We start from the raw sequence: 16,934 nt of genomic DNA, 5'->3' as shown, positions 1-16,934 counted from the left end.
TCCTTTTGCTCCTTGCGCTAAAAATGACTGCGTCGGGCTAACTGATTTCATCAAGTGAAAGTTCAAAGCTCGGTGCAAATGTGGTTAAGAAATACTCCATCTCTGGCGTTTGTTTCTCTTTAAGTGTGCCATCGAGCCGTTTTTTTGCGAGTGCATATTCATGATTACCGGCACTGAGTTCTTCTAAACACTTGAGATAAGCGCATATGGAGTCGGCTTGTTTAACAATATCACGGTCTTCTTCGTAAGCACTATCCGAGACCAAAAAAGGTCGAAATTCGTCTTGGAACTCTTCGGGTAGTAATGACAGTAACTTGAGCTCCGCTGCTGCTTCTATCTTTTTATATTCTTTAGCAATATCAGGATTGTAATACTTGACTGGGGTGGGCATGTCGCCGGTAAGAACTTCGCTGGTATCGTGGTACATGGCCAGTATGGCGATGCGCTCGGGATTGGCATTACCGGAAAATTTTTTGTTTTTGATAATGGCTAAGGCGTGGGCGACGAAAGCGACTTGAAGGCTATGCTCAGAAATATTCTCGGTTGACACTGAGCGCATGAGAGGCCAGCGCTGTATCAGTTTCATTCGGGCAAGGTGAGCGAAAAAATGACTTTCTTTCATACAACTGACTCCATAATAAAAGCGCTAAACAGCCAAAACTCGACAATGTTTTGGTATGCGTAGCGCTTATTAAGAATAGGCTTATTGTTTGTATTATGAAAGAGTTACTGACTATAAGTCGATAAGAATCTTTCAAAGCGTCCAATCGCCAGTTCCAGATCTTCAACGTGAGGTAAAGTCACGATCCGAACGTGGTCAGGCTTAGGCCAGTTAAATCCAGAGCCTTGTACCAACAGTACCTTTTCTTGTTTGAGAAAATCGAGAACCATTTTCTGATCGTCTTTAATGCTGTACATCTTAGTGTCAATCTTCGGGAACAGGTACATTGCTCCTTTCGGTTTCACACAACTCACACCGGGGATTTGAGTGATGAGGTCATAGGCTCTATCTCGCTGCTCAAGTAAGCGGCCGCCAGGAAGGATGAGCTCATTAATGCTTTGGTATCCCCCTAGTGCTGTTTGGATCGCATGTTGCATTGGAACGTTGGCACACAAACGCATCGAGGCCAGCATTTCCAAACCATCGATATAGCCTTTGGCCATGTGTTTTGGACCTGTTAAGAACATCCAACCACCACGGAAACCACATACACGGTATGCCTTTGAAATGCCGTTGAACGTCACCATTAAAACATCATCGGCTAGGGTCGAAATTGAAGTGTGTGTGGCACCATCATAGAGAACTTTATCGTAGATTTCGTCAGCAAAGATAATCAGATTGTGTTTTCTTGCAATCTCAATCACCTCTAAAAGGAAATCGCGACTGTACACAGCACCCGTCGGGTTGTTTGGGTTAATGAGTACGATCCCACGCGTTTTCGGTGTGATTTTCTTTTTGATATCATCAAGGTCCGGGTACCAGTCTGCTTCTTCATCACATAGGTAATGAACCGGGTTACCACCAGATAATGATACCGCCGCAGTCCAAAGTGGGTAATCAGGGGCGGGTACTAGCAACTCATCTCCGTTATTGAGTAGCGCTTGCATGGCCATCACGATAAGCTCAGAGACACCGTTTCCAATGTAAACATCTTCAACATCCAGGCTGCGAAGCCCTTTACGTTGATAGTGTTGCACTATGGCTTTTCGCGCCGAGTAGATCCCTTTCGAATCACAGTAACCTTGTGACGTCGGCAGGTTTCTGATGACGTCGACTAAAATTTCATCAGGGGCATCGAAACCAAACGGGGCGGGATTACCTATATTGAGCTTTAGTATTTTATGCCCCTCTTCTTCCATGCGCTTAGCATGTTTGAGTACAGGTCCCCTAATGTCGTAGCAGACATTATCGAGTTTTGACGACATCTCGATATTTTTCATTGTTTGATTCCTGGAAATTAATGGTTTTCTTTATTAAAGTACACCAATTGCAGTTTTGATAGAATAAAAATCTGTTAAAAGTGATGGATTTAGAATCGAGATCATTTGTTGTAAGTCATAGAGTTGTACAGCATTAACAAATACACGCTCATGTTCTTGATCTCTCGGGTATGTAGAAATACAGTAACCTATTAATCGAAAAACATAAGCACTAGTCACCGAGGTAGAATTGTCTCACTTAAAGCATGCTATCGCTGAACTCATTGAACGTGTGAATGAAGTCAGCCCCGAAGTGAAACGCATTGAACAGCATCTAACGGAAAAGCCCAGAAGTCACTTTATTGACTGGTTGGGAGCTCAACCTGTATTTCCAAAGATGTATTGGCAGTCTCGCGATACACGAGAAGAAGTCGTCGCGTTAGGCCAATTGCATGTATTCTCAGAGGCCGCGCCTGCATTTACTATCTTGGCGGATAGACAGCGCGTCTGGGGAGGACGTTCTTTTGATGGGCATACGGCCAAAAATCGTCGATGCATGTCAGCTTTCTTTTTCCTACCCAAAATTGAGCTCATTCGATTTGACAAGACATGGCGTCTTGCCGTTAACCTTTGCAAAGAAAAGCATCTCATCATCAAAGCTCTTCGACAGTTGGTGTGTGATGCACCGGATCTGGCACCGATAGGCACTTCGATAGTTTCTATGCAGCACATTCCTGACAAGAGCGAATGGGGCGGCATGGTGGATGACGTACTCAATGGTATTGAGGACGGTCAGTTTAAAAAAGTGGTGTTGGCACGCAAAACGGCTATCGATCTAAGTGATCCCATATCACCTGAGCAGTTGTTAAAAGCGAGTTATTTGCATAACAACCATAGTTTTCATTTTCTGATGTCATTGTCAGATAAACACAGTTTTGTTGGTTCAACACCTGAGCGTCTTTATCGTAGGGTCGGCAGTGAGTTAGAAACCGAAGCCCTTGCAGGTACAATTGGCCGAGGCAGTAATGCGACGCAAGACATGCAATTGGCCAACTGGCTTTCAAGTGACAATAAAAATCTCAATGAAAACCAGTATGTCGTTGATGACATTCTACAAAGCCTGGCCCCTTACTCCCCGGTGATTCAGGCTGAAACTGAGCCTAGGCTAGTACGTTTGAGACAAGTTCAACATCTGAAACGCAATATCCAGTGTCAATTGAATTCTGGTATTAACGCGGTGCAATTACTGCAGGCGCTTCAACCTACAGCTGCGGTTGCTGGGTTACCGAGAAAGGAAGCGATGGCCTACATAGAGCGACATGAACCGTTTGCTCGTGGCTGGTATGCTGGCTCTATCGGTTATATTGCCCAAGACAAGGCCGAGTTTTGTGTTGCGATTCGCAGCGCACTGCTTCTTAACGATCAAATCCAGTTGTTTGCAGGCGCGGGCATTGTGCCTGGTTCTGTTGCCGAACATGAGTGGCAAGAGCTCGATAAGAAGATGTCAACTTTGCTGAGCCTCATTTCTGATAACCCGTCCTTAGGTGTTGCATCCTAGTGAATAATCAAGCTGCTTTAAATCGAGTATGGACTCAAACACTACTCGAAGAACTCTACCGCTTAGGTGTTAACGATATTTGCATTGCGCCGGGTTCACGTTCCACACCATTAACCTTAGAAGCGGTAGAACACGGTTGTTTTAACATTCACACTCATTTCGATGAACGCGGCCTTGGCTTTATGGCCCTTGGTTTGGCAAAAGTCAGTCGTAAGCCTGTTGTGGTGATCGTTACGTCAGGGACAGCTGTGACCAATCTTCTCCCAGCCGTCGCTGAATCTAAATTGACGGGTGAAAAACTGATATTGCTGACATCCGATCGCCCTTTAGAACTCATTGGTTGTGGTGCAAATCAAGCCATCGAGCAGCCGGGTGTATTTGCGCCGCATGTTAGTGACGCCGTTAATCTGCCAAGCCCCAGTACCCAGATCCCCCTGGCATGGTTACTAACGACCATTGACCATATACAAAGAACACAGGAGCAGTTTGGCGGTGCTATTCACTTAAACTGCCCATTTCCCGAGCCGCTCTATGGCGGAGAAGACAAATCTGAGTTCACCGACTACATCAAGCCTATTCAAAAATGGCAGGTTGGGCATAAGCCCTATGTTCGCTATATGCGGCTTCCAGCCACATCGTATCAGGGTCAGATTTCTCAACTGAACTTAGCAAACAAAAAAGGCGCTATCGTATTAGGTGCGCTTTCACTCGCGCACAGCCAGCAAGCGTTGATGCTCGCTAACCAGTTGGGTTGGCCTGTTTTGTGTGATCCACAATCGGGTGTCGGCAGCGAGTGGGGAAGGTTCGATATCTGGTTGCAAAATGGTAAGGCCAATGCATTGTTGAGCCAGTGTGATTTGATTGTGCAAATCGGAGAGCGCCTCGTTTCTAAGCGCCTGTTGCAATGGATAGAACAACAAGGGCAGTCAGGGACAGAGCTTGTCTTGGTGACCGAGCAATCTCAACGCATAAATCCCAATCACTTGCCAATGCTGCATTGGCAAGCCGAACTATCGAAATGGCTTGATGAGGCAAAAAACTTAGTAGATAACAGCCGCCACTGCGCATGGGCGGAGGAACTTAGCCAATACTGTCAGCTTGTCGGCCGTGAAATCAAGCAGGCACAGCCCAAACATATCAGTGAAATTGACGTAGCAGAATCGATCAATCAACTGCCTAGTGATATCAGTTTATTTTTAGGCAACAGCCTTATTGTGCGTTTGACCGACATGTTTGTGAGTCTAAAACAAAGAGACGTCTACACCAATCGAGGTGCGTCGGGGATCGATGGGTTAGTCGCCACAGCCTATGGCGTGCATATTGCGACGGAGCGCTCGCTTGCGCTTTATCTTGGTGATACCTCTTTGCTCTATGATCTCAATTCTTTGGCACTATTTCGTGATGTGTTAACACCGAACGTCATTGTGGTCACCAATAATGATGGTGGGGCTATCTTCGATTTATTGCCAGTCCCCAAGCAGCAAAAACAGCAGTGTTATCAAATGCCGCATGGTCTGAATTTCACTCATTCAGCCGCGCAGTTTGGTTTACAATATTCGTCACCAGGTTGCGCTAAAGAGCTTAACCAACTTTTGTGTCAGCATCTGAAAAATGGCAGTGGCACATTGTTAATAGAAGTGAAGACTCATGCTCAGGAAGTGGGCCATCTCATTCGAACGATTAGTCGCCGCCTTCATGCTTCATAGTCACTACCGTAAAGCCGTATTGTCTTCACCTTGCAAAACCGCACCGATAGTGGTGTTTATCCACGGTTTTCTTGGATGCAATGAAGATTGGCAAGCGACGATAAGTTACTTAAGTCAATACACTTCGATCTCGATTGACTTGCCCTGTCATGGCAGGAGTCAAACGATGACCTGCACTGGGTTTGATGACGCCTGCCAAATGATAGAGCGATCACTGCGACACGCACTTAAAACCAACGATGAACCAGTCGATGCACCGTTAGTGTTGGTGGGCTATTCATTGGGGGCGCGCTTGTTGATGTATGGATTATCAACATCTCAATTTGCCCCTCTAAATCTGGTCGGCTGCGTGATCGAGGGCGGGAATTTTGGTCTGCAAAGCGACGAGCTTCGTAAGAAACGGTATAAAGCCGATAAGCGTTGGGCAAAGCGGTTCGAAAGTGAGCCAATCGCGCAGGTATTGGGCGACTGGTACCAACAAGATGTGTTTTCTTCACTAAATAATGAGCAAAGACAATATTTGGTGACAAAACGCAGTGGTAATCTTGGCAGTGCATTGGCCAATATGTTGATGGCGACGTCACTTTCAAAGCAACCAGATTTGCTTGAATCGATTCAAGCGCTGCGTTTTAAGCAAGACACAACCGTGCTTTACCTGTGTGGTGAGCATGACACAAAATTTCGGACATTGGCAGAGCATAGCCAGCTCAACTATCAGGTGCTTGGCAATGCCGGTCACAATGTCCACGTAGAACAGCCTGAGCAATTAGCAATCAGGCTTAAAAACTACATAGAACAAAATGTTGCCCTTGGCGGCACAATAAATTAATTGGGAAACACCATGGCTAAAACAGTTGGATTAACAGAAGAAGAACTCTACGCTCCAGTCAATTGGACAGACGCAACAGGCGAATATCAAGAAATCCAGTATCACAAATCTGATGATGGAATCGCAAAAATTACTATCGCCCGCCCTCAAGTACACAATGCGTTCAGCCCACAAACAGTCAAAGAAATGATTAATGCACTTGCGGATGCTCGTTACGACGAAAAAGTCGGTGTGATTATTTTGACGGGCCTTGGCCAAAAAGCGTTTTGCTCTGGCGGTGACCAAAGCATCCGTGGCGATTATGGCGGCTACAAGGATGACAGTGGAACCCATCACCTTAACGTCTTGGATTTTCAACGTCAGATCAGAACTTGTCCTAAACCGGTGATTGCTGCGGTCGCAGGCTGGGCAGTCGGCGGTGGCCACGTATTGCATATGATGTGTGACCTCACCATCGCGGCGGATAACGCACAGTTTGGTCAAACTGGACCGAAAGTGGGTTCTTTTGATGGCGGCTGGGGAGCTTCTTACATGGCTAGAATAGTCGGTCAAAAGAAAGCGCGCGAGATTTGGTTCCTATGTCGTTTTTACGACGCTCAAGAAGCCGTCGATATGGGGCTGGTTAACACGGTTGTTCCACTTGATGATTTAGAGAGGGAATCTGTTCGCTGGTGCCGAGAGGTTCTACAGCACAGCCCAATGGCTCTGCGTTGCTTGAAAGCTGCCCTGAACGCGGACTGCGACGGCCAAGCAGGCTTACAAGAGTTGGCGGGTAATGCCACCATGATGTTCTATATGACAGAAGAAGGTCAGGAAGGGCGCAACGCATTCAATGAGAAGCGCCGTCCAGACTTTGATAAGTTCCCACGTAACCCATAAAAGTACACTCGACACGCTAAATGGCGAAGTGCATTTATGATGCTTCGCCAACCTAGATGAACAGGTACTCAAGCTAACGGCTTGAGATGAGGTGGATTTAAACTTGCCCAATTAGATGTCTAGCTGTGCAAGACCCTCAACTGACAAAGTAGGACTCAAAATTATGAGAATTGCGAGACTATATCGCTACTGTCTACCCATGGACAGTGGCGTAATTTTGAGAGAAAAAAAACTCTCAAATCGAGAAGGGTGGATCGTAGAGATCGCTGAATTTGGTTTGGTGGCAAGAGGCGAAATTGCGCCTCTGCCTGGGTTTAGTCAAGAAACATTAGAGCAAGCCGGTATTGAGGCTCAGCACCAGTTAGAATTATGGGTGCACAATCGAGAGCTTGACTTATCTCAATGTTGCCCTTCGGTCGCGTTTGGCCTTTCGATGGCTTTGTTTGAGCTGAAAGGCTTGCTCCCCCCGACGGCCAACTATCAAGCTGCACCGCTTTGCAGTGGCGATCCTGATGAGCTTATTCCGCTACTCAATGAAATGACGGGACCAAAAGTAGCTAAGGTGAAAGTTGGCCTTTACGAAACGATTCGCGACGGTATGCTGGTAAGCCTTCTACTTGAATCTATCCCTGATCTTTCCCTGCGTCTTGATGCCAATCAGGCCTGGACCTTAGAGAAAGCCAAAAGTTTTGCCAAACATATTGCCCCGTCGTTGCGACAGCGAATCGCCTTCGTCGAAGAGCCGTGCAGTCACCCGGGTGACAGCTTGTCATTTGCCATTGATACTGGCATTGCCATAGCGTGGGACGAGACATTGCAGCGAGCGGTTAAAGAGCCGGGCTTTTCTGTCAAAGAGCTTACAGGCGTCAAAGCGTTAGTCATTAAGCCAACCTTGATTGGTGATGTGCAAACATGTATCCGAATTGTCGATGAGGCTAAGCTACAAGGAATGCAAGTTGTTATCAGCTCAAGTCTGGAGTCCAATATCGGTCTTACCCAACTAGCGAGATTGTCACAGTGGTTGCTTCCGAGGGAGGTTCCAGGACTCGATACCATGCAGCTTTTTGATGCTCAATTAGACAGTGCCTGGCCGGGGTGTGATGCTGAAGTTGTTACATTGGAATCACAAGACCTCTATTGGCAATCTGAATGAGGTCAGAGTCATCACCCTGGAAAAATTGGTTGGTGTCGAGAGCGTCCAAGACCGCTCTAATATGTGGTGCACGTAAGTGGAGCTGGGAGCAGATCGATACTGCCGTAGAGCAATATTGCCAACACCTCATTAATCACGGTGTTGCGTCAAAGCAGATCGTGGTACTAGTAGGCAAAAATCAGCTTGAGTTGGTTTTTGCCTACCTTGCTTGCTTGCAGCTTAATGTGACACCGGCGCTCATCCCGCCTCAATCGGCTCCATTGCTTCAGAAAAAAATCGATACACTGTATGCACCAAATGAGCAGGTTTGTATCTGGGATATGAATGACGACCTAGATACTGACGCTTATCAACCACACTGGCAATGGGTTAATGGTGACATTGAATTAGGCACAAAGAAAAACGCTTGTCTATTCCAATCCACTAACCCAGCCTCAATCATCTTTACTTCAGGATCTTCCGGTCATCCCAAAGCGGTCTTGCATTTAGCCAGGCAACACATGTCATCAGCGAAAGGTCTTATGCACCATTTTTCCTATGATACTAATGACGTTTGGCTGTTAAGTTTGCCGATGTTCCATGTCTCTGGATTGGCTATTATTTGGCGATGGTTGGCTGTTGGTGCAGTACTTAAAGTTGGTTGTGGCCATCTGGATAGCGATATTCAAGGCGTGAGTCATGCCTCATTAGTGGCGACGCAATTGCAGCGCATATTGGACTCAACGGTGCCACTGCAGCTCAAACGAGTGCTGCTTGGTGGTAGTCATATACCTCAGGCGCTCACTCATGAGGCGAGGGCTCACTCGATTGATATTTGGTTAGGGTATGGATTAACCGAAGCCGCTTCAACCGTAACGGCAAAGTCAATTGGCGCAGCAGAGTCGGCGGGGACTGTGCTTCCTTATCGCAACGTCAAGATTGAACAGGGGCGAATCCATATTGCAGGTGAGACATTGGCTGAAGGGTATTTTCATCAAGGAAAGCTGCAATCGCTCACCAATGAGCAAGGTTGGTTTGATACAAACGATCTGGGGCAGTGGATAGAACCTACACTCAAAGTACGAGAACTTAAGGTCATAGGGCGTGCCGATAACCTGTTTATTTCAGGAGGAGAAAACATTCACTGCGAAGAAATAGAAGCGGCATTGCTACAACATGAGGACATTCAACAAGTCACGGTTGTTCCGGTTAACTGTTCCGAATTTGGCGCTCGCCCAGTTGCTGTTATTAGAGCTGAAACCTTGCCTTGTCACGATAGTATCCATCGGTGCTTGCGAGAGGTTCTTGAGCGATTTAAGTGGCCTATTGCGTACTACCTAATGCCAGAAAATATGGCGTCGACGGGGATAAAAACATCGAGAAATGACATCAAAATCTGGCTAAAACACTATCAAAGTGAACATGTAGTTATTTCATAGTCCAAAAGAGAATTTTTCTAAGTCTAAGCATCTGTTCATAATATTGGCAATGAACAGTCACGGACGTTAATTATGAAAATCACACTCAGCATTGCGATATTGCTACAAGTCATTCTTGCTGTCGTGTCTCATGGATTAACCCGAGCGATTGCTGAGCTTACCGCCTTTTTACTGGCGGTAGTGCTGGCTTACTGGATAAAATATCCCACTGCTACGCGTGCAAATTCCCCGACTAAGTCAACATCAGCCAAGCAAGAGATGTTGTAGAAATCACAGCCCATAACCCCACGCCAAACAACATTGGCTTACTCCCAGCTTGTTTTAGTTTTTCGATAGAAATGTTACAGCCGATGAGAAACAAGCAGACTACCAACATTTGCTTAGACGCAGAGAAAACCCCTTGATAGACCGTCTCGAATTCGGGTAAGTAATCGCTCACTAAAATGGCGACACAATAGAACACTATGAAATATGGGATGGTGATGTTTTTTTGTTTGTGGCTAAACAGCAGTGCACTGACAAAAGCGACGGGTACGATCCACAGTGCCCGAGCGAGCTTTAGAGTGGTCGCGGTAGTCAATGCTTCTTCACCGTAAGCGGAAGCCGCGCCAACCACTGAGGATGTATCGTGGATCGCGATGGCGGCCCATGTACCGAAGGTAATTTGGTCCAGAGCAAGCGCATGCCCAATCACAGGGAAGACAAATAACGCGACCGAGTTGAGTACAAAAACCGTCGCTAATGCCACCCCAATGCTTTGGTCATCAGCATCAATAGCTGGCGCAACAGCAGCAATCGCACTGCCGCCGCAAATAGCGGTGCCAGAGGCAATGAGATATCCGGTCTTTTGTTCAAGGCCAATTCGTTTTGTGACAAACCAGCCAATGATTAAGGTGCCTGCAATGGTGGCAACGATAATACCTAAACCATTAGAGGTAGCCTGTAGCGCTTGGTCGAGATGAATACCAAACCCCAATCCAATAATTGAGTAAGCGAGAAGCTTTTTGGTTATCTTTGCTATGGGCAGCTGTGTCGGAACCATGCCGAAACTGCTCAAGACAAATCCGGTAACTAATGCTATTGGAGATGAAATCCAAGGAGAAAGGCACAGTAATGCCGCAAACCAGAAAAAGGGATAGGAGCGTAGCGTACTCAAAGAGAAGTCCTTCTTAACAACAAACTGGCGAGAGTAGACCTCGCCGAATGTTTGTATAGTAGCGTGCTTAGGCGATCAGAAAAATCTAAACTTATTGAACTAGCGTTAAGAAAAACTTAACGCCAGTCACCTCTAAGATCGCAAACGCGTTGTTGCATATATTGGTTGCTGGCATGCTCTGGGGAAATGGGTTCGCCAGCTTCCAGTTCCAGTTTGGCTCTAAAGCGCGTTGGGATGCCTTTGCAAGCACGACCTTTTGCTCGACTAAAGTAGCTGCCCCAGAGGCCTTTCAGAGCCATAGGGATGACAGGGACGGGCGAGCGCCTGATAATGATGTCCATGCCGCGCATAAACTCGCTGATCTCACCATCAGAGGTCAGGCGACCTTCTGGGAAAATACAGACAATCTCACCCTGAGCGAGCGCTCTCTCCACTTCGCTAAATGCACGGCGAATGGAGTTTCTTCGGCTGGCCGAAATTGGAATAACACCAGCACGCTTTAAAAAGCGACGAACTGGGCGGTAGTTGGCGTAGTCTTCTTCCATTACAAAACGTATAAGGCGTGGGCTTGCTGCGCTAAGAAGTAGGGCATCCATATAACTTACGTGGTTACAGACAATTAATGCACCGCCTTCCTTAGGAAGATGGTGCAGATTTCTATGATTGATGCGGTACATGAGGTGGGTCAGAATCCAAACCATGAAGCGAATGGCAAAAATAGGGACTTGCAAGAATAGATACGTTGCAATCAGTGCGTTTAGGATGGCGAGTATGCCAAACAATTGCGTGATTGATAATTCCAGTACCGATAAGCACACGATACCCATTACAGCACTGCCAACCATAAACAGAGAGTTATAGATGTTGAGAGCGGCGATCACCCGAGCTCGCTCGGTCTCCTTAGCTTGTTGCTGCATGAGTGCGTAAAGAGGGACAATAAACAGCCCGCCTGACGCCCCAAGTAACAGCAAGTAACCAAATAGAGGCCATAGCGGTGCGTGGGCGATAAATTGTTGGAACGATTCAAACTGGGGTAATTCACTCGGGACAGATGTCGCCATCAATAAGCCAAAAATAGTGATGCCGATGCTGCCGATAGGCACAATTCCCACATCAATACGATTCTTGGAAATTCGGTCACAAAGCATTGAACCAAAAGCAATACCGATAGAGAAAAGGGCAAGCAAGAAAGAAACGGCCGCTTCATTTCCATTAAGGTGGATTTTAGTGAAATTAGGAAACTGAGTAAGGTAACTTGCCCCTAAAAACCAAAACCAGCTGATGGCCATGATGCATTGAAAAACAACGCGGTCTTGATGGGCAATTTTAAGCGTTGCCTTGGTTTGGCTGTATGGTCGCCACTTGAATTTGATTGACGGATCCGCAGCCGGGGCTAACGGGATTTTACGACTGGCAAAGTAGCCCAGCAAAGCAAAGATCAAGACGGAAGCGGCCGCAACATATTTGGCGTTATCAGCAGAGGCAATAACACCCGCGCCAATGGTTCCTAGTAATATGGCAAGGAACGTCCCCGTTTCGACAAGCGCGTTGCCTGATAGTAATTCGTCAGATTTTAGTTGTTGGGGCAATAACGCGTACTTCACTGGTCCAAAAAACGCAGATTGTGTCCCCATAAGGAAAAGCAAAAACAGTAAAATGCCATAGCTTTCGGTGATAAAGCCAATGGCGCCTAAGCACATAATCGAGATTTCGAGCAATTTAACCTTACGAATAAACCAGGACTTTTCGTACTTATCAGCCAGTTCACCAGCAGAGGCGGAAAATAGGAAGAAAGGAAGAATAAAGAGACCAGCCGCAGCATTAATAAACAAGTTGCTGGATATAGGAAGAACCTGAGGCCCAGCAAAGGCAACAAAAAGTAACAGGACGTTTTTAAAAATGTTGTCGTTAAAAGCGCCAAAAAATTGTGTGACAAAATAAGGCAGAAAGCGTCTTTGCTGTAACAAAGAGGCTGGTTTGCTAGTGGTCATTACAAGTCCTTTTGTTTACCAGCTGTTCAAGTAGTTGCTAAGTAGATTTTCAATCAGTTCTTTGCCATCGATAGGTTCGTCGGCAAAAAACTTATCATCAACGCTAAGTAAGGTAATTCCGTGAACCCCAGACCATAAAACTCGACTTGCCTGCAGGACCTGGCTAGCGGAATAGTTTGGTCGAATGACACTCAATAAACCTTCCAACATGGCGGTCATGCTATCGATGCGTTGTGACTGCCATTCAGGCAGCTTATCACCGTTCATATTGTGTTCAAATATCAATTGCCAGCGATAAGGATTTTGGCGCGCAAAATCGTGGTAACAATACGCTAAGGCGTACAGCGCTTGTTCTGGCCCTTCTGCTTGCTCTACAACCAGTCTTGCTTCGTTCGACAATTCATCAAGAGTTCTAGCTACGGTATGCAATAGCAACAAATTATAACTGCCAAACACATTCACCAAAGTACTGGGAACATAACCGATAAGATTGGCGACCTTTCTAAGGCTTAAATTATGGTGAGAGTGTTCAGCCAAATAGTCTCTAACAGTGTTGAGAGTCAGGTCTATCAACTCTTCGCGGGTATGATCGTTTCTGCGGGCCATAGTCGGATTAGGGTAATTGAACACAGTTCGTTATTTTAGATGGGGGGATATGGAGCGTCAACAAATAGCATCGAACATTGAGAGTTAGCAAAAATTAATCGTAAATTACACAAATTGCGCAACAAAATTTGCAACATTCTGAAACAAGTCGTTTTCGCAAAGTGATTTTATTCCCTCGTCGGTCGGTATATGATGAAAGTTGTACCAACTCCCGGAGAGGGGAAGGAATGCAGTTCAGTGGTCTTCTACGGGCTGGTAAGTAACAATATTATAAGGTTAATAATGAAACGTTTATTCTCATTAGTCGCATTGCTCATGGTAGCAGTGACGACGACCCCAATTGCGGAAGCAAAGCGATTTGGCGGCGGTAAGTCGTTTGGTAAGAGTTTTAAAACGGCTCCGGCTCCAAAGCAGCAACAACAGAACACGAATTCTATTCGTAAAGACCAAAATCAGGCAGGTCAAACCTCAGGCAAGAAAGGTCTGATGGGTGGCTTAATGGGTGGTTTGCTTGCTGGTGGCCTACTCGCCGCGTTCTTTGGTGGCGCATTCGAGGGTATCCAATTTATGGATATTCTGATTATGGGCTTGGTGGCTTTCTTTATCTTTAAGTTGATGAGAGGGGTGCTAGGCGCGAAACAGGGCAGCATGAACCAGCATCGTCAACAGCCAGCATTTGGTGGTAATAATCATCAATTTGATCAAGCTTCGAATGTACATAACTTCGAGCAAACGTCGAATGCGACAGCAGGTGGTTTTGGCAGTTCTGGTCAAAGTGATGTACCCCACAACTACCCGCCTGGGTTTGATCAGGCGGCATTTGTAAACGGTGCGCGTGAACATTACCGTGTATTACAAGGTGCATGGAATCACAATGAACTCGACACTATTGAAGAGTACGTGTCACCAAGCTTACTAGACGATCTTAAAGCAGAGCGCGCTAAACTTGCTGGTGAACAGCATACCGATGTTATGTATGTTGATGCCGAGATTGTACGCGCTGATCATGACGCATCTAAGGCACAGCTTAGTTTGCAGTTTACGGGACGTTACCGTGATGCAGTCGAAGGTATCGAGGAAGATATCGATGACATCTGGCACTTAGAGCGCGATCTTACTGTTGACAATGCACCGTGGTTAATCGTTGGTATCCAAGGCTAATTGCTCTCAACATCAAGTTAATCTGAGCCCGTGATAAATCATCACGGGCTTTTTTATGCTCATTGGTCACTGGCCAGGTCAGCAACCTATAGGCATAAAGGTCACCAGGAGTAATTTGTCATGTAACGAGATGTATGCAGGCATTATGCGACACGCAGAAGGTAACAGTTTTCGTATAGCCTTATTGGTTATCTGTTTGTTAATTATTAATTTGATTTATAATGCAAACATTTCTATCGCCAATAAAATACCCACTCCCTATGACTAACGCCGTTCCATTTTCTCACTTTTTTCTTCTGGCTTGTACCAGTTTGGCTTTGCCTGTCGCAGCGAGTTCGCAAGTTGCACCCATCTTTGAAACCACTCCCAATGCGACGATTGATGCGTTAGAAAGCGTATTCGGCGTGTTCGGTGCAGAAGCTGAGTACGATCCTGAGCAGGGTCTTAACTCAAGTTATATCCCTGCTGTGTTTTATACACCAGAGCAAGGTTTTGGTGTCGGGCTACTGTATGTAGGTTTATACGGCGACACCGAAAGCAACACGGTTCAGCCCTCGTCATTGGTAGTGAACCCTTATGTATCAACCAATGGTTCGATTGGTCTTACGGTCAGCAATAAACATTTTTATAATCAAGGTGATAATCGTTTTTATACCGATTTTAAGGTGTTTGATGATGCGGCGATTTATTATGGTCGTGGTTATGAGAATGCACAGCTAGACAATAATCGCATCGACTACAAAGAACAGGTTGTCAATGTCAGGCCAACGTGGTTGAACCGAGTGACTGGAGACTACTATGTGGGCGTAGGAGGAGATATTACCTCCGTAAAACCTCATGATATTTCATACAACTTTCCCTATTTGTCTGGCTTGTCCTCAGAGCTGACCGATAACACGGCGTATGGCGTGTTCTTGACCAATGTGTATGACTCTAGAGATAACGTGGCCAATGCGTCGCAAGGGATGTTGTTGCAAGCTGACCTCGGGGCTTATTACGACGCCACTAATGAAAATAGCTTTGGTAAATATGACATTAAAGCCTCTCAATATATCTCTCTTGACCCTGTGCCTGGTTTGATCGCGTGGCAGGTGCAATCAAAGTTTACGTCCGGCGACGTGCCATGGAATCAATTGCCAGATCTCGGGGGTGATGACGCGATGCGTGGTTACATTTTGGGGCGCTACCGTGATAAGCAAATGATGATGGGGCAAGTTGAGTATCGCGTTCCTGTTTATTGGCGTGTCGGTATGGTCTTTTGGGGAGCCGCTGGTACGGTGTCAGAAGATGTATCGCAACTGTGGGACAATACCATCACCAGTGTTGGTACTGGCTTTCGTGTGAAGATCAAAGACAAAGTCAATCTGCGCGCAGATTTTGGCTATGGCGAACACGGCTCAACCTTTTACTTCCACGTTAACGAAGTGTTTTAGTGGCTTAGAAAAGGGTCACGCTGCTGCATGCGATATTGCAGTGGCGAGATGGCATAGAAAGAATGAAAACTGCGGATCAACGCACTGGACTCACTGTAATTGAGTGTTTCGGCGATGGTACCTATATCTAGATTCGTTTCGATCAGCATACGAGAGGCCACTGACATTCGTGTACGCAGGACGAGCTCTCTCACGCTCACCTTGGACTTTTGAAGGTAGTAACGCAACTGCCTCGAACTCATAGAAAACTCGTCAGCAATATCTGGAATGGTGGTCTTGGTGAAATGAGAACGAAAGACGATGTCTGTGATGCTGCGCTCGATCGCGCTTAACTGGCGTGGCTGCTGTTCAATACCCACAGTCATTTTCTCTGACAATAGCGCCTCTGTTTTCGAAGGCTCCAAAGAGATGGGCTCTGCTAGCCATTTATTGGGTATCTTAACCAAGGTTCTCGGCTGGTTAAATCTTAGGGTACAGCCTGCAAACAGTTTCTCGTACAAGGCCACATAGCCAGGTGCCGGATAACAGAATTCAAAGATGAGTTGATCCATATCGCTTCTGTCTCCTGTGATGACGTGCTTGAGTAAGACCCAATAACCTGCGGCAAAATCTTCACTCAATATCTGAGGTGAGGGGTGCTGATGGTCAATATCTGGGATGATACTCAGGCTGTTGGTTTGTTCATGGAGAGATTCCTGATAATAAGTTGTGGTCATCGACAAAAACTGTTGAGACAGCATTAGCCCTGAGCGAACAGTAGCACTGGATGCAATCGCATAGCCGTACAGCCCAAAATCGCGTAAGTTGACACCTTCATAGATCCTCAAATACAAACCACTGACGTGCTTGTAATAGTGAGTCACTAACCCCTCAGCGGCCTGCAAACTAATACTCGATCCATTTGATATTGTCTCGCGTAACTGACGCTTCAACGCATCGGCCATAGAAGGTCGTTCGATTTCGAGCACGGCAATCAGCCTATTAATCAATATTGCCGCAAAATGGTGTTTTTCTTCGTTAAAGCTCATTCAAAATCCAACCCAGTTCATGACCAACCAACGTTGTTGTCTAAAATGTCAATTTTATAATTAACTGTCAATTTTTATTCAGAGTCCGCTGTCAAA

General features: G+C 46.1%; 15 protein-coding genes. 9 read left to right on the top strand and 6 right to left on the bottom strand.

The genetic code is table 11. From position 1 onward, the window contains the following. Positions 1-37 precede the first annotated feature (37 nt). Positions 38-622, bottom strand: coding sequence for a 5'-deoxynucleotidase (gene yfbR / locus LNL84_RS02020; protein ID WP_244354776.1), 585 nt, complete (start codon positions 620-622; stop codon positions 38-40). A gap of 104 nt (positions 623-726) precedes the next feature. Next, positions 727-1,941 (bottom strand): pyridoxal phosphate-dependent aminotransferase, encoded by a 1,215-nt coding sequence (locus tag LNL84_RS02015; RefSeq protein ID WP_244354774.1) that lies wholly within the window; start codon positions 1,939-1,941, stop codon positions 727-729. A 229-nt stretch (positions 1,942-2,170) separates the two neighbouring features. Here LNL84_RS02015 and LNL84_RS02010 point away from each other — a divergent pair, with 229 nt between their 5' ends. From LNL84_RS02010 to LNL84_RS01980, 7 genes are all read left to right on the top strand, one after another. Continuing rightward, positions 2,171-3,478, top strand: coding sequence for an isochorismate synthase (locus LNL84_RS02010; protein ID WP_244354772.1), 1,308 nt, complete (start codon positions 2,171-2,173; stop codon positions 3,476-3,478). Continuing rightward, positions 3,478-5,184: a 2-succinyl-5-enolpyruvyl-6-hydroxy-3-cyclohexene-1-carboxylic-acid synthase gene (menD, locus tag LNL84_RS02005; RefSeq protein ID WP_425244274.1), complete on the top strand. Its 1,707-nt coding sequence runs from the start codon at positions 3,478-3,480 to the stop codon at positions 5,182-5,184. Before LNL84_RS02010 ends, menD begins: the two co-directional genes overlap by 1 nt. Beyond that, positions 5,174-6,013: a 2-succinyl-6-hydroxy-2,4-cyclohexadiene-1-carboxylate synthase gene (gene menH / locus LNL84_RS02000; RefSeq protein ID WP_244354842.1), complete on the top strand. Its 840-nt coding sequence runs from the start codon at positions 5,174-5,176 to the stop codon at positions 6,011-6,013. The genes menD and menH overlap by 11 nt, the downstream gene beginning before the upstream one ends. A gap of 12 nt (positions 6,014-6,025) precedes the next feature. Further along, positions 6,026-6,892, top strand: coding sequence for a 1,4-dihydroxy-2-naphthoyl-CoA synthase (gene menB, locus LNL84_RS01995; protein ID WP_244354770.1), 867 nt, complete (start codon positions 6,026-6,028; stop codon positions 6,890-6,892). A gap of 163 nt (positions 6,893-7,055) precedes the next feature. Next, positions 7,056-8,045, top strand: a complete 990-nt coding sequence (menC, locus tag LNL84_RS01990) for an o-succinylbenzoate synthase (RefSeq protein ID WP_244354768.1) — start codon at positions 7,056-7,058, stop codon at positions 8,043-8,045. Further along, the gene (gene menE, locus LNL84_RS01985; RefSeq protein WP_279610910.1) at positions 8,042-9,463 is read left to right on the top strand and encodes an o-succinylbenzoate--CoA ligase; all 1,422 of its coding nucleotides are present in this window, start codon (positions 8,042-8,044) and stop codon (positions 9,461-9,463) included. The genes menC and menE overlap by 4 nt, the downstream gene beginning before the upstream one ends. Positions 9,464-9,535: 72 nt before the next feature. Continuing rightward, positions 9,536-9,730 carry a hypothetical protein gene (locus tag LNL84_RS01980; protein WP_244354764.1) on the top strand — a complete coding sequence of 65 codons (195 nt, stop codon included), beginning with the start codon at positions 9,536-9,538 and terminating at the stop codon, positions 9,728-9,730. Here the strand turns inward: LNL84_RS01980 and LNL84_RS01975 are convergent. From LNL84_RS01975 to LNL84_RS01965, 3 genes are all read right to left on the bottom strand, one after another. Further along, positions 9,696-10,619, bottom strand: coding sequence for a YeiH family protein (locus tag LNL84_RS01975; protein WP_244354762.1), 924 nt, complete (start codon positions 10,617-10,619; stop codon positions 9,696-9,698). The two genes, LNL84_RS01980 and LNL84_RS01975, sit on opposite strands and share 35 nt — an antisense overlap. Positions 10,620-10,735: 116 nt before the next feature. Then, positions 10,736-12,610: an MFS transporter gene (locus LNL84_RS01970; RefSeq protein ID WP_244354760.1), complete on the bottom strand. Its 1,875-nt coding sequence runs from the start codon at positions 12,608-12,610 to the stop codon at positions 10,736-10,738. A 15-nt stretch (positions 12,611-12,625) separates the two neighbouring features. Beyond that, entirely contained in the window at positions 12,626-13,216 is a 591-nt protein-coding gene (locus LNL84_RS01965; RefSeq protein ID WP_244354840.1) for a TetR/AcrR family transcriptional regulator, read from the bottom strand. Between the two features lie 282 nt (positions 13,217-13,498). On the opposite strand from LNL84_RS01965, the gene LNL84_RS01960 reads away from it, so the two are divergent. Together LNL84_RS01960 and LNL84_RS01955 are read left to right on the top strand one after the other, a co-directional pair. Continuing rightward, positions 13,499-14,377 (top strand): Tim44 domain-containing protein, encoded by an 879-nt coding sequence (locus tag LNL84_RS01960; protein WP_244354758.1) that lies wholly within the window; start codon positions 13,499-13,501, stop codon positions 14,375-14,377. A 221-nt stretch (positions 14,378-14,598) separates the two neighbouring features. Next, positions 14,599-15,810 carry an outer membrane protein assembly factor gene (locus LNL84_RS01955; RefSeq protein ID WP_244354756.1) on the top strand — a complete coding sequence of 404 codons (1,212 nt, stop codon included), beginning with the start codon at positions 14,599-14,601 and terminating at the stop codon, positions 15,808-15,810. Here the strand turns inward: LNL84_RS01955 and LNL84_RS01950 are convergent. Continuing rightward, entirely contained in the window at positions 15,807-16,838 is a 1,032-nt protein-coding gene (locus tag LNL84_RS01950; protein WP_244354754.1) for an AraC family transcriptional regulator, read from the bottom strand. The two genes, LNL84_RS01955 and LNL84_RS01950, sit on opposite strands and share 4 nt — an antisense overlap. Positions 16,839-16,934 lie beyond the last annotated feature (96 nt).

This window comes from Vibrio gelatinilyticus (assembly GCF_022836845.1).
Classification (GTDB): Bacteria; Pseudomonadota; Gammaproteobacteria; order Enterobacterales; family Vibrionaceae; genus Vibrio; species Vibrio gelatinilyticus.
This window is presented reverse-complemented; position numbering and strand designations above follow the sequence as displayed.

Bases quoted from the DNA above. Each gene is read 5' to 3' on its own strand.
- yfbR (WP_244354776.1), bottom strand. From the start codon at position 622: ATGAAAGAAAGTCATTTTTTCGCTCACCTTGCCCGAATGAAACTGATA.
- LNL84_RS02015 (WP_244354774.1), bottom strand. From the start codon at position 1,941: ATGAAAAATATCGAGATGTCGTCAAAACTCGATAATGTCTGCTACGAC.
- menH (WP_244354842.1), top strand. From the start codon at position 5,174: ATGCTTCATAGTCACTACCGTAAAGCCGTATTGTCTTCACCTTGCAAA.
- menB (WP_244354770.1), top strand. From the start codon at position 6,026: ATGGCTAAAACAGTTGGATTAACAGAAGAAGAACTCTACGCTCCAGTC.
- menC (WP_244354768.1), top strand. From the start codon at position 7,056: ATGAGAATTGCGAGACTATATCGCTACTGTCTACCCATGGACAGTGGC.
- menE (WP_279610910.1), top strand. From the start codon at position 8,042: ATGAGGTCAGAGTCATCACCCTGGAAAAATTGGTTGGTGTCGAGAGCG.
- LNL84_RS01980 (WP_244354764.1), top strand. From the start codon at position 9,536: ATGAAAATCACACTCAGCATTGCGATATTGCTACAAGTCATTCTTGCT.
- LNL84_RS01970 (WP_244354760.1), bottom strand. From the start codon at position 12,610: ATGACCACTAGCAAACCAGCCTCTTTGTTACAGCAAAGACGCTTTCTG.
- LNL84_RS01965 (WP_244354840.1), bottom strand. From the start codon at position 13,216: ATGGCCCGCAGAAACGATCATACCCGCGAAGAGTTGATAGACCTGACT.
- LNL84_RS01960 (WP_244354758.1), top strand. From the start codon at position 13,499: ATGAAACGTTTATTCTCATTAGTCGCATTGCTCATGGTAGCAGTGACG.
- LNL84_RS01955 (WP_244354756.1), top strand. From the start codon at position 14,599: ATGCAAACATTTCTATCGCCAATAAAATACCCACTCCCTATGACTAAC.
- LNL84_RS01950 (WP_244354754.1), bottom strand. From the start codon at position 16,838: ATGAGCTTTAACGAAGAAAAACACCATTTTGCGGCAATATTGATTAAT.